Origin of the sequence: Oenococcus oeni DSM 20252 = AWRIB129 (assembly GCF_000372485.1) — a bacterium.
In the GTDB taxonomy this organism is placed as follows: Bacteria; Bacillota; Bacilli; order Lactobacillales; family Lactobacillaceae; genus Oenococcus; species Oenococcus oeni.
Map to the genome: position 1 here is coordinate 39046 of NZ_AQVA01000002.1, position 20199 is coordinate 59244.

The window sequence follows — 20199 nt, forward strand, 5'->3', positions numbered from 1 at the left end:
AAGACGGTTTATTCGTTAGAATGGGATATATGAAGATTTGCTTGTTTCCAAATGATCAGCCTTTGTCTCTGCAGGTGGCTAATGAATTGAGAAAGAAACTTGAGAATGCTGACGAAATTCTGACAGATAAATTTCCTGATTTAGTAATTTCAATTGGTGGGGATGGGACATTTTTGTCCGCTGTCCACCAATTTGCCAATCAATTGTCAACAATTCGTTTTGTTGGTGTCCACACCGGACATTTGGGTTTTTATTCTGATTGGCTGGTTAATGAAATCGATCTTTTGGTTGATAAAATTAAGCAGGATCACGGACAGGCAACTCATTATCCTTTGATGGAAGCGAAAGTTCATTATTTGGATGGGCAAATTACTGATATTCTTGCGGTTAATGAAATTATTCTGGATCGAATTACAAATTCGCTTTCTGTCGATGTTTATGTAGATGATTTATTATTCGAAAAATTCCGTGGAGATGGTCTTTGTATCTCTACACCAACCGGTTCTTCCGGATATAACAAATCTTTGAATGGCGCTTTGATTGATCCCAATTTTTCGGCACTACAAATGACTGAAATTGCTTCTATTAACAATCGTGTCTATAGAACTTTAGGCTCTCCGATTATTGTTTCTTCGCATACAACGATCCGAGTTGTTCCGGAAATTGGCGATCCAACGATAAATTATGATAGCTATCGTCTCCCACAAAACCGCTATCAGGAAATTGTTTTCAAAATCGCCAAACAGCCTTTACGAATGGCTAATTATAAGCAGATCAGTTTTTGGCAACGGGTTAAAAATTCATTTATCGGAGACGAGTGTTAATGGAATTTTCATGGATTTCGGAAACGAAGGAACCGGAAAAAGTTCGTTTGTTTCTAAAGGCACGCGGTGTGTCGCATCGAATGTTTTCACAGATCAAACATTTTGGAGGAAAGATTGTCGTCGAAGGCCGTGAAGTCTTTACGAACGATTACGTTAAGAATGGTGAAAAAATAACAATTTTCATGCCTCCGGAAAGAGAAAATGTGGAATTGGATGCTGATTTTACCGATCCTTTGAAAGTCGTTTTTGAGGATAAAAACTTCCTGATTGTCGATAAACCGGCTTTTGTGACTACAGTGCCTGGACATGCCGATCGAAAAACCACTCTTGTTAATATGATCAAGGCTCATTTGATTCAAGAGAAGGCTGATAGTCTTGTTCCACATGTCGTTACCCGTTTGGATCGCGATACGAGTGGATTGGTTCTTCTGGCAAAACATAAATTTGCTCATGCTTTACTAAACGATGCTTTGATGGAACACCATGATATTGAAAAGTTTTATGTCGCTTTGGTATCCGGCAATTTTCAAGAGGACCATGGCATGATTGATGAACCGATTGGTCGGATAGAGGGTGATTTTATCAGACGGCAGGTTCGTCAAGATGGAAAAAGGTCGGTCACTGAATACTGGGTTGAGAAACGTTTTGATAATTTTACTCAGCTTCGAATTCAACTGCATACCGGGCGAACCCATCAAATCCGTGTTCATATGGCCTGGGTCGGACATCCATTAATTGGTGATGTCTTGTATGGGGGGGCACATTCCAAATTAATTTCTCGACAGGCACTTCATGCTTCGGAGATGATTTTCTTTGATCCTTTTGCAAATAAAAACCAGCACTTCAATGCTGGTTTACCGGACGATATTCAAAGAATCATCGAAGCTGAAAATTACTGATTATTTTTCAAAATAAACACGAACCGCTTCTGGCAGATAAAAATCTTTTTGGATTAAAGTTAGTTTCCCATTTTCGGGATTGATAGAATAACTTGTGGCGTTATTGGTATTTTGATTGACAGCTACTAGATATTTTCCGTCTGGGCTTACGTTGAAGTCGCGGGGGAAGTCTCCCTCTGTCGATATTTGTTGAATTAATTCAACATTTTCTTGATTTTCGGATATTTTAAATACAGCGATTGAATTATACCCTCTGTTTGAGTTGTAGATGAATTTATAATCATTAGAGAGACGAATGGCAGCAGCACCGTTATGGGCAGTCCAATCTGCTGGAATTGTCGAAACTGTTTTAACGAGCTCGAATTTGCCTTCTTTGTATTTTAGAATGGATAATTTCGAAGATAGTTCTCCAAGCAGATAGGCATAATTGCCATCTTTACTGAAGCGTATGTGCCGAGGACCGAAGCCTTTTTCTGTTTTAAAACGAGTTGGCTGGGATAATTTTCCATCTTTTGATAATTCGAATGTTAATAACTCGTCGCTTCCCAGATCAACAGCTACCAAACGATTATCAGGAGTTAAAGCCGTGAAATGAATATGCGAGGATTCTTGTTCCGGACGTGGACCACTACCTTCGTTTTTGAATTCATCGCTTTTGATCAATTTTTGACCATCGATTTTATAAATAGAGACCAAACCTTTATGATAATTTCCGGTAAAAACTAGTTGCCGTTTTTCATCAACGAATATATAGGCTGGCGAAGATCCGTCTGATATTTGTTCATCGGTTTTTTTGAATGGAATCGTCGAAGTGTCCCACACTGATACCCCGCCACGTTGATCTTGTTTGTCAACGGCATAAAGCAATCCAGCATTGGAAACAGCAAAATAGGTTGGAGATCCGATTTCAGCAGTGTTCTTTAAGTTTTTTAGTTCGCCACTATCGGATAGTTCAGCTTCATATAGGCCTTTGGATTCAGATTTTGTATAAGTTCCAAATAGTAATTTGTAGCTCATTATTTTTCCTTTCTTGTTACACAACTATTATCAATCATGATAGAGTAAAAGAGCAATGCGATTTAATAAAAAGGAAGCCGACCAACAAAAAACTTGGCTGGAACGTTGGGTTTTTAATAATCGCTTGGTTTCAGTTCTTTTAGTGATCATTCTTCTTCTTTTGACGATCTACCTGCTTCATAAGACGAGTTTTATTTTTGAACCGATTAAGGCACTTTTTTCTGCAGTTGGTGCACCGGTTATTACGGCTGGCATTTTTTATTATCTGCTTATTCCATCGGTTAATTGGGCTCATGACAAATTTCATTTGTCCAAGCAATTGATTGTTTTAATTATTTTTCTGTTTGTGGCTTTGTTTTTGGTATTGTTCGTGGTCTATATCGCACCAATTATTCGCGATAATTTCATTGTCTTTTTTAAACATTGGCCTGATTATTATTCTCATTGGTCAAAGAGATTGCAGGTATGGCTTAGCTATCCAGGTTTAAAACCGATTAAAAATTGGGTATTAGATACGAATAATAATTTCAATAAAACGATTATTAATTGGTCGAAAAATTATTTAACTAACGGCATTGCCGGAGTTGGCAAAATAACTCGAGTAATTACAATGATTGTAATTACTTTAATTACTTTTCCTTTTATTCTTTATTACATGCTAAAAGACGGTGATCAGCTACCGCGTTATATTTCACAGTTTTTCCCAGCCCGCACGCGACCAAGTTTATTGGAAGTCCTTCACGAAATTAATAAACAGATTTCGGATTATCTGCGTGGACAAATTTTAACTGCGGTTGCTGTTTCGATTATGTTTATGATCGGTTTTTCTATTATTGGTCTGCCATATGGAATTTGGATTGGTTTATTGGCCGGGCCCCTAAATCTGATTCCTTATTTGGGCTCTTTTCTAGTGATGGTGCCTGCCATAATTATTGCTTTGTTCGGTGGAATCCATCTCGTGATTGCTGTTTTAATTGTTTTCGTTATTGAGCAGACATTGGAATCGCGTTTAATCCATCCGAAAATTATGGGTGCCTCGATGAATATCCATCCGATTACCGTTTTGGTTATTTTACTGGGTGCTGGAGAAATGTTCGGTTTACTTGGAGTTGCCTTTGGAATCCCTGCTTATGCTGTTTTAAAAGTATTAATCGGCAGAAGTTACCATTGGTGGAGAGAAAATTCGGAGTTGTTTAAAGGATGAATCATATTGTTTTGTTTGAACCTTCAATGCCTGCTAATACAGGCAATATAGCTAGAACCGCTACGGCGATTAATGCACGATTGCATTTGATCAAACCGCTTGGTTTTGATTTGGATGATAAAAAAGTAATTCGGGCTGGCTTGGATTATTGGAGCAATGTTGATTTAGTGATCCATGAAAATTTACCTGAGTTTTTGAAAACAATTGGCAATGGAAAACTTTTTCTTGTTTCTAAATATGCAAAAATTTCTTACGATCAGGCTGATTTTTCAAACACATCTGTAGATCAATACTTTCTTTTTGGGAACGAAGCTTATGGTCTTCCAGAGGTATTTATGCGAAAAAATCCCGAAAAGGCAATTCGAATTCCTCAAAATGATCAGCATGTTCGCTCTTTGAATTTAAGTAATTCGGTCGCAATTGTCCTTTATGAGGCAATGCGTCAGCAAAATTTTCATGGGCTTGAACGTATTCACGAATATGATCAAGACAAGTTAAAGTAATACTTAAGGTATTTTTATCTGACCGTTTTTTTTTATAGACTTAATGCTGGATAAATGGCAACACGACGTAGAAGAAAAACTAAAAAAACACAAAAAATAAATTCAAAAACTATTTTGATATTGGTTATCGACGCTCTCTTTGTTTTGGGAATTTTCCGTTTGGGAATTGTTGGCAATTTTTTTGCCAATATTTATAAATATGTTTTTGGTAATTTTTTTGTGATTTTTATTTTATTGATCGCTTTCTTTTTGAACTACTGGCTCCTGTACAAAAAACTGCCGAAGATTCCAACAAGAATTATTGTCGGAATCATTTTCTTGGCATTGCCTTTTCTGGCGATTAGTTCATTGTTTTTTGCTGCCGATCTGAAAAGTGGCAGCAATCTTTTAAGGCAATTATTTAAAGTTACTGCCAACGATATGAGCCATAATCGTTCTCAAACAAATGTTGGAGGTGGTCTAATTGGTGCTCTGCTGTATTTGTCCCTTTCTCAAATGATCTCCAATGTTGGTGTTTGGATTGTTTCGATTTTGTCTGCTGTCTTTGGGATTTTTCGATTATTAGACAAGTCAGTTCTATCTTCAATCTCCAAAACGACTCAATTCTGTCGGGAGAAAGTATCAAAAATTAAGGACAATCGAGCAAATAAAGTCAAGGATCCTCAATCTAATAATTTCTTAAAGAAATATTTTCAGGGCGATGATTCAAAAGAAGAAAGCAGACCGGTTTCCAATGTGGCGACAAGGACGGAAGAGGTTCAACCAAAGATTCGTTGGAATCAAGTTGATAGTGGAAACGATGTTGATCGAGGTACTCGTCAGAGTACAAATTTCGCTACTGATAATTCCTTAAATAACTCAACTCAAAATTCAGGAATTGCCAATCCCTCGAACGCCCCAACTGATTTTGACGATAATATTTCTAAGGAAATCGGCGATGATCAGGTTATCGATTCAATTGAAACTGTTGATAATCCAGATTATAAAATACCTCCATTTTCGGTTTTATCGCATATCCAAATCGTTGATCAAACCAGTGAGTACAAGCAGTTAACGAAAAAATCCCAGATTGTTCGCGATACTTTAAAATCCTTCAATATCGAGACGGAAGTAAGTTCGGTTAGTTTGGGACCAACTGTCACTCAATATGAGTTAAAGCCGGCCCGCGGTGTTAAGGTTTCAACGATTGCCAACCGAGCCGATGATCTCGCATTGGCTTTATCAGCCAAATCAATTCGTATCGAAGCACCGATTCCGGGAAAACCATTCGTGGGAGTCGAGGTGCCCAATGAAGTTCAAGCAACGGTTGGTTTCTCGGATATTATCGAACATTCGCAGTTTAATCCAAAACATCCGTTGACTGTTCCTCTTGGACGCGATGTTAATAATGACGTTGTTTCTGCTGATTTATCGGCAATGCCACATCTTTTAATCGCCGGAGCAACCGGTTCAGGAAAATCAGTCGCGATTAATGGAATTATCAGCTCGCTTTTGATGCGCTTAAAACCAAATGAAGTCAAGTTAATGATGGTCGATCCGAAAAGAGTCGAGTTGTCAATGTATAACGACTTACCGCATTTATTGGCACCGGTGATTTCCGAACCGCGAAAGGCCGCACGCGGTTTACAAAAAGCCGTGAAAGAAATGGAAAGGCGTTATGAATTATTTGCCGATCACGGGGTGCGGAATATTGACGGCTGGAATAAAAAAGTACTCGACTACAATAAAATAAAAGGGCATGCAATGCCGAAAATGCCCTATATCGTCATTATTGTTGACGAGCTGGCTGATCTGATGATGACGGCCAAAAGTGATGTTGAAACGGCAATTGTGCGTATTGCTCAAATGGGGCGAGCAGCCGGTGTCCATTTGATTTTGGCTACTCAACGTCCCTCAGTCGACGTCATTACCGGTTTGATTAAAGCAAATGTTCCTTCGAGAATTGCCTTTGCCGTTTCTTCAGGGATCGACAGTCGCACGATTCTCGACCAAAATGGAGCCGAAAAATTGCTCGGAAAGGGAGATATGCTTTTTGCGCCTGTTGGCAAAGAACCTATACGAATTCAAGGGGCTTTTATTCCGGACCGGGATGTCGAAACTATTACCAACTATATCCGAGAAGAATCGTCGGCTCAATATGCTTCGAGCATGTTGGTAGAAGACGGTGAATTGGGCGATAATTCAAGTGAAGAAACTGGGGCGAACGGGGAACCAGTGGATGATTTATTCAACGAGGCATCCGATTTTGTTATTCAGCAGAAAAAAGCTTCGACTAGTTTATTGCAGCGTCGTTTTCGGATTGGTTATAACCGGGCTGCTCGCATTATTGACGATTTGGAAGCCGCTGGAATTGTTGGCCCGCAAGATGGAAGCCGGCCACGAGAAGTTTTGGTTTCTGATAAGAAAAACAATGATTGAATTAAGCAAGCAGATCTATTTACGGATCTGCTTTTATTTTTAATTATTTCCAATCCTAATTAGCATGATTTCTTTTTTTAACGTATCCTAATAAATGATGTTTTACTTGTCTATATTTTTCTGGTGCATCTCGATATTGTCTTGGTTTGCTTTGCAATTTTTTGCAAAGCAATACCAGATTAGCGATATGCCGTTCTGGGATTGGCTGATTCCAGCTGATTTTTTTCTTGTAATTGTTTTAATCGATCGTTACCTGGCTTTTAACTTTCAATATATTGCAATTTCTTTTTGGTTGCTGATCTGGCTGTTAATTGTAACTTTACTGATCTTCAAATCGGACGACCAACATAGCTTAAAGGCTTTTTGGCTTTGGTTTATTAATTTAACCGGCGTACTTCTATTAATCGAATTAGCTGCGCTTATCGTATACATATTCTTTATCAAACACTGAACCGGTTCTAAGGAACCGGTTTTTTATTGCTTTTTTCTGTGGATAAGTGGTGAATAAGTGGAAAAAAGTGGGGGAAAGTGGTAAATTTATGAATGAGCTTGAAAGGAGGATTAGACGCATGTTTATGGGCGAGTATCAACATACGCTGGACGACAAGTCCCGTTTAATCATCCCGGCTAAGTTTAGAAATCAATTGGGTGATACCTTTGTCGTCACTCGTTGGATGGAACACTCCTTATTCGCTTTTCCTAAAGACGAATGGGATAAATTTGAAGAAAAATTGAATAAACTTCCTTTTGGGGCCAAAGATGCCCGCGCTTTTCGTCGCTTCGTGCTCGCTGGGGCAATTGAATCAGATTTTGACAAGCAGGGAAGAATAATTATTCCTACGGTATTGAAAGAACACGCGCAGCTGAAGAAAAACGTCGTAATTACCGGTTCAGGCAATGGTTTTGAAATTTGGAGCAAGGACAACTGGGAAGAATATACAGCTGGTACGGCCGAGAATTTTGATCAGATTGCCGAGGAATTAACGGACTTCGACCTATGACCGCAGATTATGGACACGTTACAGTTTTTCTGCGACAGGCAGTAGAAAATCTGGCCGTAAAAACTAATGGAATTTATGTCGATGCGACGCTTGGAGGCGGAGGCCATACTGATTTGTTGCTGAAGAAAGCACTTCACGGACATGTTTACAGCTTCGATCAAGATGAAAACGCGATTGATTTCAATAAAAAGCGTTTTTCAAAAGAGATATCTGAAGGGCGCCTTAGTTTGATTCATTCAAATTTTCAGAATCTAATCAAGGAATTAAATTTACTGAAGGTTTTTGCGATAGATGGTATTGTATTTGATCTTGGTGTCAGTTCCCCTCAGTTCGATGATGAAAAACGCGGTTTTAGTTATCGTAGCGATGCCCGTCTGGATATGCGGATGGATCAAAGTCAAAGCCTTGATGCCTATCAAATTGTTAATACTTGGGAATATAAAGATCTTGCTTCAATTATTAATCGCTATGGTGAAGAAAAATTTGCGAGTTCAATCGCGAGAAAAATTATCAAACGAAGAGAAGTTCAACCAATCATAACCACCGAAGAACTCGTCGAAACGATTAAAGAAGCTTTGCCCGACAAAATTCTGCATAAAAAAGGCCACCCGGCTAAAAAAACTTTTCAAGCAATTAGAATTGCTGTCAATGATGAATTGAATGTTTTACAAGAAGCTCTCAAACAGGCCAGTCAATTGCTTAACAGTGGAGGCAGAATTTCGGTAATTACTTTTCAATCACTGGAAGATCGGATTGTTAAACATTTTTTCAATCAATTGGCAACCAAAAACCAACTTCCAAGCAAACTTCCAGTACCGGATAAGTTTATTCAAGAAGAATTCAAGTTGCTGACAAAACATCCGATTATACCTTCCGTAGAAGAAATAGAAGAAAACCATCGCGCTCACAGCGCTAAACTTCGAGTTTTGGAGAAAAACTAATGGCACAAAATACACCGTCAATTACATATCGAAAATTAAAAGACGATCGTCCGTCCTTAACGGTAGTTCCGCCAAAAACCAAGCAGCAGACTTTTAAAAAGGCTCGCTGGTCTTTGAATGATTATATTTTTGTATTTATAATCTCGGCACTTGTCGGAGCAGTGATGTTTGCCAGCCTTCTTCTTTCCAATGCAACTACCAGCGTTAATAATCAACTGGAAACGGCCAGCAGCCAAATCACCAAATTAAAAAGTGAAAATGACAAATCAAAACAAAAAATTACTCAAATGACCAGTTTGTCTGCCTTAAAAAGTTTTGCAAAAAAGAATGGTATGACAATGAATTCGGAAAACGTACAAAATATTGATAAATAGTGGAAAAGAAAAAGCGTAAAACTTCAAAAACAAGTCCAATTAATCGGAGCAAAAGAGCCGGAATGATGATTTTCTTTACCATTTCGGTTATTTTGTTGGCTCTAGCGATTCATTTTATTTATGTTTCAGCTACCAGAACTGTTAAGGGTCGTAAATTATCGGAAAGCGAATTAAAACATTTTGTGTCCAATCAGACGGTTCAGGCGAAAAGAGGGGGAATCTTCGATTCGACCGGTCAGGTGCTGGCTGAAAATACAACTACATATAATCTTTATGCCATCGTTGATAAAAGCTATAAATCCAATGGCAAAGCTTTGTACGTCGTTAACAAGAAAAAGACTGCGAAGTTTTTAGCAAAAGTAATTGACATGAAAGAAAGTGATATTTTAAAGCGTTTGAATGCCAAAAAAGGTACTTTTCAAGTCGAGTTCGGTTCTGCCGGCCAAAATCTAAGTATTTCTCAACACGATAAAATTGTGGCTGCAAAACTTCCCGGCTTAAAATTCACGACAAACGCTTCCCGTCTTTACCCAAATGGAGTTTTTGCTTCGCAAATCGTTGGTTTGACAAGTACTAAAAGCAATTCTAAAATGACCGGAATTATGGGGATTGAGGAATCCATGAATAAATATCTGGCTGGAAAAAGCGGTGTTAAAACCGTTCAGGAAACCGCTACTGGTGTTCCTTTGACTTCTTCGACGAATAAAAAGGTCAAAGATGGCGATGATGTTTATTTAACTCTGAATTACAATCTCCAGTACCAATTGGAAAGTTTAATGAGTCATGTCTATAAGGTGACCAAGCCAAAAGCAATGACGGCTATGTTGGTAAATGCCAAAACCGGAGCAATTTTGGCAGCAACACAAAGGCCGACATTCAACGCTTCTACAAAAAAAGGTCTTAGCAATATGTGGGATAATTTGCTCGTCCAGGATCCAATCGAACCGGGATCGACAATGAAGGTCTTCACTTTGTCGGCTGCAATCGATACTGGCCATTGGAATCCGACTGCGACTTTCAAATCAGGCGAGCTGAGTATTGGCAGCCAAAAAGTTTACGATGCTGAAGATAACATGGGAGTCCTCACCTATCGGGAAGGATTCGCAAGGTCATCCAATGTTGCGTTTGCAAAAACGGAAATCAGCATGGGCCCAACGATTTGGCGAAAGTATATCAACAAATTCCGTTTTCTTAAAGCGACTAAAACAATGCTTCCAAACGAATCGGCCGGATCAATTGTTTTCAATGAACCGATTGAACAGGCGGATACAGCATTTGGACAAGGTATCGATGTAACGCCAATGCAGATCGTTCAAGCCCTGACGGCCGTGGCCAATAATGGACGAGAAATTAGACCCTATCTTGTATCAAAAGTTGTTAACCCTGATACAAATAAAGTCGTGTATAAAAATAAAAAAAAGTTTCTTTCCCGTACGATGAAAAAATCGACTGCCGAACAGGTCAGAAAAGATATGATCGATGTTGTTAATTTATCCGACGGAACCGCAAAGACGTATTCGCTTGCAAAAGAAGGTTACCAGATCGCTGCTAAAACCGGAACCGCTCAGATTGCAATCAATGGTAAGTACACTGACAATTATGACGAGTCAACTCATTCGGTTGAGGTTTTGGTGCCGGCAAAACATCCTAAGTTCATCTTTTACATGTACTTAAGAGAACCGGAGAAGTTCATCGGCGGTCTGGCTGATACTACGATCAACACGGTTTTTCATCCACTAATTTTGTCTGCTCTGAATGCTGCAAAGGCAAATAGTAATGTTAAAGTTAAAAATGCTACAGTTCCCGATTTACAAGGAAAAATTGCTTCTGGAGTAGAATCTACTCTAAAGAATGCCGGTTTAAATCCGATTATCATCGGAGACAGCTCAAAAAAAATCACTTCACAATCGATTAGTGCCGATACAAAGATTGTTAGTGGCCAAAAGATTTTTGTCAAAACATCCGGCGATGTTATCATGCCGAACATGAATGGATGGTCGATCTCAGATGTTTCGACCTTTGCCAGTTTAACTGGAATCAAGCTTTCTTATTCTGGAGCCGGTAAGGTTGTTTCGCAGAGTATTAGCGCTAAGAGTACTATAAAAAAGGGAGAAAATTTGGGGGTAAAATTACAATGATTTTTCAAATATTTTCCGCCTTGCTGATTGGTTTTCTAATAGCTTTCGCGGCCATTCCTTTTCTGATTGGATATTTAACCAGTCGCGGGGAAGTTGGAGTTGAGAGAAGCGGCAAACATGGTTTTGGAGTTGATACTTCCGGGAAAAACGGCACTCCTTCAATGGGAGGAGTCACTTTCATTTTGAGTTCTCTTTTTGCGACTTTGATCGTGATGTTTCTTTTTCGTCTGGATTCGCTGAATATAATCTTTTTTATTGTCAGTTTTCTGTCCTTTGGATTAATCGGTTTAATCGATGATGCCTTGAAAGTCTTTTATCATCGTGACGAGGGCTTTCGATTTATTCCAAAATTAATTGCCCAAATTATTTCGGCCGCTTTGATCACAATTATATTGGTGGCAGTTCATATTCCCGACAAATTGACTTTTCCTTTTTTTAGAGCGTTGCCTCTCTATTTTTTGGTACAGTTCATTTTTTATTTGGTTTGGTTTGTCGGTTGGAGCAATGCGGCTAATTTTGTTGATGGAATTGATGGTCTTTTGGCCGGAATCGCTTTACTGATTTTTGCCGGTTATGGAATTATTGGGATTAAAGAAAATCAGAATCTAATGGTTATTTTCGATTTTTCTGTTGTTGGCTCTTTGCTGGCTTATTTTATTTTCAATCGACCAAAAGCAAAGATTTTCATGGGTGATTGTGGAAGTATGGCACTTGGAGCCGGAATGGCTATCAATGCGATTTTTTTGCAACATCCCTGGAGTCTTTTATGGTTTGGACTGATATTGGCGCTTGATACCATTTCGGTTATGATTCAAGTTCTTGTTTATCATTTCTTTCACGTTCGGGTTTTTCCGGTTGCCCCTTTACAACATAGTTTTCAAAGGGCCGGTTGGAGCGAATGGAAAATCGATAGCTTGTTTTGGACTATTCAGCTTATAATTACCGTGATTGGAGTATTTGTATGGATCAAATGAATTATCAGAATAAAAAAGTATTGGTTTACGGCTGGGCCCGTTCCGGAAAGGCTGTTTATCAGCTTTTAAAAAAAATTGGAGCGAACGTGTATGTAACAGCCGACGAAGAACCAACCGATCTTTTTGATGATGTTAATTTTGTTGATGATATAGATGAAAGTTTTGATTTATTGGTTAAAAATCCAGGCATTCGCTACGAAAAAGAAATCATTAAAAAAGCTCTGAATTTAAATATACCTGTAATTACGGAAGTTCAGGTCGCACTTGATCAGTTCAAAGGAGAAGTCCTTGCTGTTACCGGTTCGAATGGTAAAACGACTACTACTACTTTAATTGGGAAAATGCTTAAAGCCGATAATGTCGACGTAAAAGTCGGTGGAAATATTGGAATTCCAGTAAGCGAATTAATGTTATCCGACAGTCAGCCAAGAGTTTTGATGCTTGAATTATCTAGTTTTCAATTGTTGGGAGCTCAGAATATTAAGCCGAAAATAGCCGTTATAACGAATCTTTTTTCTTCGCATATTGATTTTCATCATACTAGGGAAAACTATCTTCGGGCCAAGTTTTCGATCACTCAGCACCAAACAAAGGATGATTATCTGGTTTTAAACGATTCTTCGATCGACTCCAAGGATTTTGCAAAACGTTCTCAGGCAGATGATTATTACTTTTCTCCGACAAACACTTCTGTCAATACATATGTTAATGATGGAACAATTTATTTCGATGATGAAAAAATAATCGACCTTTCGAAGGTTGTTCTGGTTGGTGAACATAATTTGGAAAATATTCTAGCGGCTGTTACGGCAGCGAAGATATTTGGAGTTTCAAACCGGGCGATTGAGAAAGTTCTCACTTCATTTAAAGGTCTTGAACATCGCTTGGAAGCGGTCGGAGTAATTAAAGAACGAACTGTTTACAACGATTCTAAGGCGACCGATATCGAGGCTACGCAAAAAGCTTTGGCAAGCTTCAAAGAACCGATCACTTTAATTGCCGGCGGACTTGATCGCGGCGATGATTTGAATCGTTTGGTGCCTAATTTCAAAAATGTTGTCAGTTTGATCACTTATGGCCAAACCAAAAATAAATTACAAAGCGCTGGCGAAAAGGCTGGCATTAAGCAGACCGTTGTTGTCGATACTTTAAAGGAGGCTGTTGCCAAGGCAAAAGAGCTTAGCAGGCCTGGCCAAGTATTGCTTTTCAGCCCAGCTGCTGCCAGTTGGGATCAGTTTCCTAATTTCGAGATTCGGGGAGAGGAGTTTAAAAAAATGATCAAAAATCGGGAGGGCTGGTCATGAGAATAATAGTTTCCGGTGGAGGAACTGGTGGCCATATTTATCCAGCGTTGGCTTTGGTTGAATCGCTTTTAAAACACGAGCCTGATTCAAAAGTTCTTTATATTGGCTCTTTTCGTGGATTAGAGGGGTCAATTGTTCCAAAGACTGGATTGGATTTCAAACAGCTGCATGTCCAGGGATTTTCCCGTTCGCTTTCTTTAACCAATTTTAAGACGGTTGATTTGTTTATTAAGGCTGTCAAAAAATCCAAACATATTATTCACGATTTTAAACCGGATATCGTGCTTGGGACCGGCGGTTATGTTAGCGGAGCTGTTTTGTATGCTGCTCAAAGACTCCGGATTCCAACTGTGATCAATGAACAGAATTCGATTGCGGGAGTTACCAACAAGTTTCTTAGTCGGGGTGCTGATCGGATTGCAATCAGTTTTCCGCATGCTGCCAATCAGTTTCCAAAAGACAAGGTTGTTTTAACCGGAAACCCTCGCGGCCAGCAGGTTTTTGAGAAAAAAGGCGATTTTAGTCTAACGGAATTTGATTTGGATCCAAAACTTCCGACGGTTTTGATTTTTGGCGGATCTGGCGGAGCCTTGAAACTAAATTCCGCAGTTGTTAATTTTGCCAATCGTTTTTCCGAACAGAAGAAATTTCAGGCTATCTTTGTGACCGGGAGAAAATATTTTGATTCCGTCAGCAACCAATTGGCCGATTTGAAAATTAACAGCTCTAATTTTGTTGTTTTGCCTTATTTGGATAATATGGACGATGTGTTGCCGAAAATCGATCTTTTGATTAGCAGATCGGGAGCAACGACTTTAGCCGAAATCACTGCATTAGGGATTCCTTCGATCTTGATTCCTTCGCCAAACGTTACAGCTAATCATCAAGAAAAAAATGCTCGCCAATTAGAAGAACGCGGTGCGGCGGAAGTTATTTTGGAAAGCGACCTCTCTTCGGCGATGCTTTATCATGATTTGAGTGAACTTTTGAGCCATAAAAGTAAATTAGAGTCGATGGCGCAAGCTGCAAAAAAACTTGGCCATCCGGATGCTGCCGATAAATTATATAAATTATTAGTGCAAGTTATTAATGAGCGTAAGCAAGAAACAACGAAATAAAAATAATTCCAAGTGGCCGATAGTGCGTTTCTCTTCCGATGGGAAAAAGACCGTTTCCACTTCGAATAATCCAGTTTTTAATAGAATTGGATTGTTTTTTACTGCAGCGATTTTATTTGCTCTTTTTTTACAAATGCTGTTTTTTTTACGTCCCTGGCAGGATATTAAAGAAACGAAAGTTTATACTTTCCAGATGGATTACCGGCAGGTCTTAAAGAAAGTCGATTTAAAAGTTGGTGATCCCTATTGGCGGTGGGCTGGCCAGGGGCAAACAATCAATCGAAGAATTAAAAATGATTCAATGATTCGATCGCTTAGTCTGCGACTTTCCAAAAATGGCACAGCCATTATTCGTGTTAACGAAAATTTGACGGCCGGATTTGTTCAGATCAAGCAAAAATGGTACCGAATGGATCAAAATGCCCATTTAAGCAGTAAGAGTATCCAGCCTGACGGGAAAACACCGGTTTATACAGACTTTAAAAATGGTTCGAAAATTTTAAAAAAGACGATCACAGCCTATTTATCAATGGATAAAGTCATGAGATTGGCAGTTGCACAAATTATATATTCACCGGTTAAAAGTTCTCCCAACCGTCTTGCTTTGGTTATGAATGATGGAAATTTGGTATACGCTAATCCTTCATCCCTGGCCAAACGAATGGATTTATATCCAAAGATGGTTGCTACAATGGAGGAAAAAGGAATTAAAAATGGAGTAATCGATCTTCAGTACGGTGGTTATGCGCGTAAATTCGAGAACTCTGATGATAATTTGCTCAGTTCTTTGAGTTCCGATAAAAGTAAATCAAGTTCAAAAAGCAGCAATAGTTCAAAATAGATTAAAAAAGACCTTTTTTTCTCTTTAAAAGTGGCGAACAAATGTTTGAAAATTAAGATGATTTTAAACAGCTTTAATCTGTAGCCAATCACTGTTAAATTTGTATTTGTTGGATATGAATAATGATGTGATAGTCGGCTTAGATGTCGGCTCAGATAAAATTAAATGTGTAGTCATTAAAAAGACTCCTAATCAGCGATACGGAATTGTTGCTGTTGGCGAAACACCGAGCAGGGGTGTCAAGCATGGAATGGTCGTTGATATTGCTGCTGCCAGTCAGGCGATTTCCCAGGCGATTTCCCAGGCTCAAAGCAAAGCCAATATAGTAATCAACGACGTTACCATTTCGATACCGGCAATTCAAATTTCGATGCTCCATTTACATGGTTCGGTGAATGTTGCCCGTAATGACAAGCGAATCACGGAAGATGACGTTATCAATGCTTTTAGACAGGCGATTTCGACCGCAAAACTTCCACCTAATCAAGAAGTTGTTGATATTGTGCCGGAAGAATTTGTAATTGATGGTTTTGGACAGGTTCCTAATCCATTGGATATGGTTGGTGTTATTCTAGAAGTCAATGCCCAAGCTTTTGTTGGTCCTAAAACTATTATTGAAAACCTGAAAACAGCTGTTAAACAAGCTCAATTGAATGTTTCGGAATTAATTCTTTCACCGATTTCCGAAAGCGGCTTGATTCTTTCCGAAAGCGAGCAAAACGAGGGCAGCATTATTGTCGACCTTGGAGCATCACAGACAACTGCTTCAATTGTTCAAGGACATCAGCTTCAATTTATTGCCAATATTCAACAAGGAGGTGCCTATATTACTTCCGATATCCGAGTTGTTTTGGATCAGCAAAATCAGATTAGCATCAACTTTGATCAGGCTGAACAAATTAAAAGAGATTTTGGTTATGCAGATCCTCTGAAACTTAATAGTACTCGCGTGATTGAATTAAATCGGGCTGGAACCGGGCAGGTTCAAAATGTCCCAGTAACGTATTTATCACAGATTATTGGCGCCCGTTTGGAGGAAATCTCTTCAGAATTATATGCACATTTAAATCAATTACAGTCAATGGCCGTTCCAAGAAAAATGATCCTGACCGGAGGCGGGGCGGCTTTGGCCGGGATTGATGATTTGTTCAATAAACGTTTTAATAAAGATGTTCTGGTCTTTGTTCCGCAAGAAATCGGATTAAGACATCCTTCGTTTGTTAACGCTCTGTCGGTAGCTAATTATGTTGCCAATCAATCAATGACAGACTGGCTAGCAAAGCGTACACTTAATCTAGCCCTGGTTTCTCCAAGCGCGAATTTTGTTGACACGAATTCTGGAGTAAAAAACCAGAAAGCAAGAAATCCCAATCGCGGCAAAAAAGCCGATAAAAAGCCAAGTTTTCTTGATAAAATAAAAGAATATTACTCGCAGATGTTCGAATAGAATAAGAGGTAAAAATGGTAGCTAGAAAAAAAGCAACAGAAAATAATAATAACGATCTTGTGATGCCTGCAGCTCAGTCGGGTTATGGCGCCAATATTAAGGTTATCGGTGTCGGCGGCGGCGGATCAAATGCGATTGACCGCATGATTGAGGAGGGCATTGAAGGTGTGCAATTTATTGTCGCCAATACCGATATGCAGGCTTTGAGTGCTTCGAAAGCTCCGAACAAATTACAATTGGGACCTAAATTGACTCGCGGCCTTGGTGCCGGATCGACACCTGAAGTTGGTGAGAAAGCTGGTGAGGAATCTCAGCAATCAATTCAGGAAGTATTGCAGGGAGCTGATTTGGTTTTTGTTACTGCCGGAATGGGTGGCGGAACCGGAAATGGTGCTGCACCGGTTATTGCTCGGATTGCTAGAGAAGTTGGGGCTTTAACGGTTGGCGTTGTTACTCGTCCGTTTAATTTTGAAGGACCAAAAAGAGCTCGTTTTGCTGCCGAAGGAATTGCCAAGTTAAAGGAAAACGTCGATACTCTGGTTGTTGTTTCAAATAATCGCCTGCTTGAGATTATGGATCGAAAAGCTTCTTTGGCTGATTCCTTTAGAGCTGCCGATAATACTCTCCTACAGGGTGTTCGGGGAATTTCTGATTTGATCACAAAGCCCGGCATCATTAATTTGGACTTTGCGGATGTTAAAACAATTATGACTAATGGCGGGATGGCTTTGATGGGAATCGGTTCTGCTACAGGAGAAAACCGAGCAGCCGAGGCAACCAAAGCTGCTATTGCATCTCCATTGCTGGAAGTCGACTTAAAGGGTGCTTCCGATGTGATCTTGAGTGTAACCGGTTCAGCAGATATGTCCCTGTATGAAGCGCAGACGGCTGCTGATGTTGTTACTCAAGCTGCTGGGCAGGATGTCAACATTGTCTTTGGAACTTCTGTCGACGATAAGCTTGAAGATGAAGTGCGTGTAACGGTTGTTGCAACTCATATCAATCAGGCTCCGGGCCAAAGCCAGGATGGACCCGACTCAACTGATGTTTTTACGGTTGATACCCTAGCAGAACAGTCTTCTTCGAGTTCTGATCAAACTAACAAAAAAGGTTCTGTTTTTGACGATATTCCAAATGTAACGGTTGATCCTGTTACTGGAAATAACAAAGTTGTACCTAATTCATCTGCAGCACCAAAATCATCGCTTGCTCAACCCGAACAAAAGCAGAGTTCCGGAAAGCTTTTTGAAGATTGGCAATTAAACACGGTTCATCGGGGACGTAATCAATCTTCCCAATCGAATAATTCACCTTTTAATAATGATCAACAGTTCAGCAATAATCAGTCACAGCAAAGTTCTTCATTTAATCAATCAAGTGATCCGTCTAGTGATGATGATTCATCTTCAAGACCTTCATTTTTTAAGCGTCACTAAATAGTTTTTTAGGAGTAGATATGGCATTTTCGTTTAAAAGTTTTTTCGGCGGAGCAGACGACGAGGAAGAAGAATATGAGGATTCCGGTTATGAACAGCAGCCTAATCAAGGGCAGCAGCAGCCGGTAAATTCGCAGCAGCAGAATACTTCCAATCAAAGTTACAGCGGTTATAACAATCAAAATCAGAACCGAAACGGTTTTGCTTATGATAATGGTTACCGTCAGCAACCAAAGATGTCGGCAGTTAATTCTTCAACCCAATCTGCAAATAACTCAGCAAAAATCGATAGCCATATCGCTCTATTTGTTCCGAAAGTTTTTTCTGATGCTAAAACAATTGTTAATCAGTTATTGTTGCATGAAGCGGTGATTGTTAATTTTTCGGCGATCGATGAAACACAATCTGCCAAAATAGTTGATTTTGTCGCTGGTGCTATTTATGCTGTCGAAGGGTCGATCGAAAAGATTTCCGATGAGATTTGGCTAATTGCACCAAACAATTATGCGGTTTCCGGATCTGGTTCGGCTGCGAATTCAATGGGGCAAAATGCTCGCTTCTAATTCTTTATACTACATATACCTAATAATTCACTGGGTAATTAGTCTTTATTCGTGGATTATTTTTTTATGGGCAATTATGAGCTGGCTGCCGATTAACTTTAGTTCTAAATTTCTTTATTGGTTAAATTGGATTGTCGAACCTTTTATTAATATTTTCAGACGCTTTATTCCAACGTTTGCCGGGATTGATTTTTCACCAATTATTGCGATATTGGTCTTGCAATTTGCCAATCGTGGATTGGCGCTTATTTTTGTACAATTATTGCAATGACAAATTTTGATGTTAACTTAAACCACTATTCCGATGCCGAAAAAATTTTTGCAAAGCAGGTACTCGATTGGTTTTTTCAGGCAGATGAAAAAAGCTTTTTAACTGTTTTTTTGAACCCACAAGAGCAGAAAATTTTACTTGAGTTGGCGAAGCAGATTGGATTTTCTGTTCGTTTCGGCGGTGGTTACCAAAGGGCTGAAAATAAACGCGCCCTAATCGGCGATCATAAAGAAAATGATTTTCAAATATCTCTTCTCCAATTGAATTATGCTTCTCATTACGTTCACCTTCATCATTCAACTGTTTTAGGAAGTTTGCTGCATCACGGAATTTCCTATGATCGTATTGGCGATGTGATTCATGAAAACGATAATTGGCAGCTTTTAATTGATTCTAGTTTGGCCGATTTTGTGGTTGAAAATGTCAAACGGGCGGCTTCCAAGAAAATTACTTTTGAGAAAATTCCCTTTGAAAAAATTTTAAACCCTCAATCGGATGAAAAGGAAAAGGAAATAGTTATTTCCTCACAGAGAATCGACCTTTTGATTAGCCAGATATACAATTTTTCCCGTGCCCATGCGAAAGATTTAATCGAAACCGGCCAGGTTATGGTTAATTGGTTCGAGAAGGATAATACGAGTTATTTGGCCAAATTGGGAGATGTGGTTTCGACGCATGGCTATGGTCGAATTCGTTTGATTACCACTCGGGGGACGACTAATCGAAATAAAATACGTTTAAAGATTGGAATTGTCGGAAAAGGGTAGAATTTTTCCGATAGTTTTGTATAATGACTTTATATTCTGGAACAGAAAGTTAGAGTTTATGCGCACAGAGAGCCGGAACGCTGGAAACCGGTCGCCGATGAATTCTTTTAGATCAGCCGGTTAAAATAATTAATTTAGAAACGCTGAGGCGCACTGACC

The 20199-nt window shown here is 39.2% G+C and carries 20 protein-coding genes; 19 read left to right on the top strand and 1 reads right to left on the bottom strand.

Annotated features, from left to right (window positions below; genetic code table 11):
- The first annotated feature begins 29 nt into the window (after window positions 1-29).
- Together A3G9_RS0101950 and A3G9_RS0101955 are read left to right on the top strand one after the other, a co-directional pair.
- Window positions 30-824 carry an NAD kinase gene (locus tag A3G9_RS0101950; protein ID WP_002821365.1) on the top strand — a complete coding sequence of 265 codons (795 nt, stop codon included), beginning with the start codon at window positions 30-32 and terminating at the stop codon, window positions 822-824.
- Entirely contained in the window at window positions 824-1723 is a 900-nt protein-coding gene (locus A3G9_RS0101955) for an RluA family pseudouridine synthase (protein WP_002821364.1), read from the top strand. The genes A3G9_RS0101950 and A3G9_RS0101955 overlap by 1 nt, the downstream gene beginning before the upstream one ends.
- Here the strand turns inward: A3G9_RS0101955 and A3G9_RS0101960 are convergent, their stop codons facing one another.
- Window positions 1724-2740 (bottom strand): lactonase family protein, encoded by a 1017-nt coding sequence (locus A3G9_RS0101960; RefSeq protein WP_002819002.1) that lies wholly within the window; start codon window positions 2738-2740, stop codon window positions 1724-1726.
- Between the two features lie 55 nt (window positions 2741-2795).
- Here A3G9_RS0101960 and A3G9_RS0101965 point away from each other — a divergent pair, with 55 nt between their 5' ends.
- The 17 genes from A3G9_RS0101965 (at window position 2796) to A3G9_RS0102045 (ending at window position 20040) form a co-directional block, all read left to right on the top strand.
- On the top strand, window positions 2796-3944 hold the full coding sequence (locus A3G9_RS0101965) for an AI-2E family transporter (RefSeq protein ID WP_002821363.1): 1149 nt from the start codon (window positions 2796-2798) through the stop codon (window positions 3942-3944).
- Window positions 3941-4447 carry a tRNA (cytidine(34)-2'-O)-methyltransferase gene (locus A3G9_RS0101970; protein ID WP_002817659.1) on the top strand — a complete coding sequence of 169 codons (507 nt, stop codon included), beginning with the start codon at window positions 3941-3943 and terminating at the stop codon, window positions 4445-4447. Before A3G9_RS0101965 ends, A3G9_RS0101970 begins: the two co-directional genes overlap by 4 nt.
- A 54-nt stretch (window positions 4448-4501) precedes the next feature.
- Window positions 4502-6865 carry an FtsK/SpoIIIE family DNA translocase gene (locus tag A3G9_RS0101975; protein ID WP_002817658.1) on the top strand — a complete coding sequence of 788 codons (2364 nt, stop codon included), beginning with the start codon at window positions 4502-4504 and terminating at the stop codon, window positions 6863-6865.
- Between the two features lie 136 nt (window positions 6866-7001).
- Window positions 7002-7316 carry a hypothetical protein gene (locus tag A3G9_RS0101980; protein ID WP_002818999.1) on the top strand — a complete coding sequence of 105 codons (315 nt, stop codon included), beginning with the start codon at window positions 7002-7004 and terminating at the stop codon, window positions 7314-7316.
- Between the two features lie 118 nt (window positions 7317-7434).
- Window positions 7435-7866, top strand: coding sequence for a division/cell wall cluster transcriptional repressor MraZ (mraZ, locus tag A3G9_RS0101985; RefSeq protein WP_002821362.1), 432 nt, complete (start codon window positions 7435-7437; stop codon window positions 7864-7866).
- Window positions 7863-8807: a 16S rRNA (cytosine(1402)-N(4))-methyltransferase RsmH gene (gene rsmH, locus A3G9_RS0101990; RefSeq protein ID WP_002821361.1), complete on the top strand. Its 945-nt coding sequence runs from the start codon at window positions 7863-7865 to the stop codon at window positions 8805-8807. Before mraZ ends, rsmH begins: the two co-directional genes overlap by 4 nt.
- On the top strand, window positions 8807-9181 hold the full coding sequence (ftsL2, locus tag A3G9_RS0101995; protein WP_002821360.1) for a cell division protein FtsL: 375 nt from the start codon (window positions 8807-8809) through the stop codon (window positions 9179-9181). Before rsmH ends, ftsL2 begins: the two co-directional genes overlap by 1 nt.
- Window positions 9181-11319, top strand: coding sequence for a penicillin-binding protein (locus A3G9_RS0102000; RefSeq protein ID WP_002821359.1), 2139 nt, complete (start codon window positions 9181-9183; stop codon window positions 11317-11319). Before ftsL2 ends, A3G9_RS0102000 begins: the two co-directional genes overlap by 1 nt.
- Window positions 11316-12293, top strand: a complete 978-nt coding sequence (locus A3G9_RS0102005; RefSeq protein WP_002821358.1) for a phospho-N-acetylmuramoyl-pentapeptide-transferase — start codon at window positions 11316-11318, stop codon at window positions 12291-12293. Before A3G9_RS0102000 ends, A3G9_RS0102005 begins: the two co-directional genes overlap by 4 nt.
- Window positions 12281-13597: a UDP-N-acetylmuramoyl-L-alanine--D-glutamate ligase gene (gene murD / locus A3G9_RS0102010; protein WP_002821357.1), complete on the top strand. Its 1317-nt coding sequence runs from the start codon at window positions 12281-12283 to the stop codon at window positions 13595-13597. The genes A3G9_RS0102005 and murD overlap by 13 nt, the downstream gene beginning before the upstream one ends.
- The gene (gene murG, locus A3G9_RS0102015; RefSeq protein ID WP_002817653.1) at window positions 13594-14715 is read left to right on the top strand and encodes an undecaprenyldiphospho-muramoylpentapeptide beta-N-acetylglucosaminyltransferase; all 1122 of its coding nucleotides are present in this window, start codon (window positions 13594-13596) and stop codon (window positions 14713-14715) included. The genes murD and murG overlap by 4 nt, the downstream gene beginning before the upstream one ends.
- 22 nt (window positions 14716-14737) lie before the next feature.
- The gene (locus tag A3G9_RS0102020; protein WP_026163824.1) at window positions 14738-15556 is read left to right on the top strand and encodes a cell division protein FtsQ/DivIB; all 819 of its coding nucleotides are present in this window, start codon (window positions 14738-14740) and stop codon (window positions 15554-15556) included.
- Window positions 15557-15671: 115 nt separating this feature from the next.
- Window positions 15672-17003 carry a cell division protein FtsA gene (gene ftsA, locus A3G9_RS0102025; protein ID WP_026163825.1) on the top strand — a complete coding sequence of 444 codons (1332 nt, stop codon included), beginning with the start codon at window positions 15672-15674 and terminating at the stop codon, window positions 17001-17003.
- Between the two features lie 14 nt (window positions 17004-17017).
- Window positions 17018-18439 carry a cell division protein FtsZ gene (gene ftsZ / locus A3G9_RS0102030; RefSeq protein ID WP_002821354.1) on the top strand — a complete coding sequence of 474 codons (1422 nt, stop codon included), beginning with the start codon at window positions 17018-17020 and terminating at the stop codon, window positions 18437-18439.
- Between the two features lie 20 nt (window positions 18440-18459).
- Complete coding sequence (locus tag A3G9_RS0102035; RefSeq protein ID WP_002817650.1) at window positions 18460-19002, top strand: cell division protein SepF; 543 nt, start codon at window positions 18460-18462, stop codon at window positions 19000-19002.
- The gene (locus A3G9_RS0102040) at window positions 18989-19273 is read left to right on the top strand and encodes a YggT family protein (RefSeq protein ID WP_075646592.1); all 285 of its coding nucleotides are present in this window, start codon (window positions 18989-18991) and stop codon (window positions 19271-19273) included. The genes A3G9_RS0102035 and A3G9_RS0102040 overlap by 14 nt, the downstream gene beginning before the upstream one ends.
- Entirely contained in the window at window positions 19270-20040 is a 771-nt protein-coding gene (locus A3G9_RS0102045; protein ID WP_002821151.1) for a YlmH family RNA-binding protein, read from the top strand. Before A3G9_RS0102040 ends, A3G9_RS0102045 begins: the two co-directional genes overlap by 4 nt.
- The last annotated feature ends 159 nt before the right edge of the window (window positions 20041-20199 follow it).

What these genes read in the sequence shown, in the direction of transcription:
- A3G9_RS0101950 (WP_002821365.1), top strand. Translation starts at nt 30, where the DNA reads ATGAAGATTTGCTTGTTTCCAAATGATCAGCCTTTGTCTCTGCAGGTG.
- A3G9_RS0101955 (WP_002821364.1), top strand. Translation starts at nt 824, where the DNA reads ATGGAATTTTCATGGATTTCGGAAACGAAGGAACCGGAAAAAGTTCGT.
- A3G9_RS0101960 (WP_002819002.1), bottom strand. Translation starts at nt 2,740, where the DNA reads ATGAGCTACAAATTACTATTTGGAACTTATACAAAATCTGAATCCAAA.
- A3G9_RS0101965 (WP_002821363.1), top strand. Translation starts at nt 2,796, where the DNA reads ATGCGATTTAATAAAAAGGAAGCCGACCAACAAAAAACTTGGCTGGAA.
- A3G9_RS0101970 (WP_002817659.1), top strand. Translation starts at nt 3,941, where the DNA reads ATGAATCATATTGTTTTGTTTGAACCTTCAATGCCTGCTAATACAGGC.
- A3G9_RS0101975 (WP_002817658.1), top strand. Translation starts at nt 4,502, where the DNA reads ATGGCAACACGACGTAGAAGAAAAACTAAAAAAACACAAAAAATAAAT.
- mraZ (WP_002821362.1), top strand. Translation starts at nt 7,435, where the DNA reads ATGTTTATGGGCGAGTATCAACATACGCTGGACGACAAGTCCCGTTTA.
- rsmH (WP_002821361.1), top strand. Translation starts at nt 7,863, where the DNA reads ATGACCGCAGATTATGGACACGTTACAGTTTTTCTGCGACAGGCAGTA.
- ftsL2 (WP_002821360.1), top strand. Translation starts at nt 8,807, where the DNA reads ATGGCACAAAATACACCGTCAATTACATATCGAAAATTAAAAGACGAT.
- A3G9_RS0102005 (WP_002821358.1), top strand. Translation starts at nt 11,316, where the DNA reads ATGATTTTTCAAATATTTTCCGCCTTGCTGATTGGTTTTCTAATAGCT.
- murD (WP_002821357.1), top strand. Translation starts at nt 12,281, where the DNA reads ATGGATCAAATGAATTATCAGAATAAAAAAGTATTGGTTTACGGCTGG.
- murG (WP_002817653.1), top strand. Translation starts at nt 13,594, where the DNA reads ATGAGAATAATAGTTTCCGGTGGAGGAACTGGTGGCCATATTTATCCA.
- ftsA (WP_026163825.1), top strand. Translation starts at nt 15,672, where the DNA reads ATGAATAATGATGTGATAGTCGGCTTAGATGTCGGCTCAGATAAAATT.
- ftsZ (WP_002821354.1), top strand. Translation starts at nt 17,018, where the DNA reads ATGGTAGCTAGAAAAAAAGCAACAGAAAATAATAATAACGATCTTGTG.
- A3G9_RS0102035 (WP_002817650.1), top strand. Translation starts at nt 18,460, where the DNA reads ATGGCATTTTCGTTTAAAAGTTTTTTCGGCGGAGCAGACGACGAGGAA.
- A3G9_RS0102040 (WP_075646592.1), top strand. Translation starts at nt 18,989, where the DNA reads ATGCTCGCTTCTAATTCTTTATACTACATATACCTAATAATTCACTGG.
- A3G9_RS0102045 (WP_002821151.1), top strand. Translation starts at nt 19,270, where the DNA reads ATGACAAATTTTGATGTTAACTTAAACCACTATTCCGATGCCGAAAAA.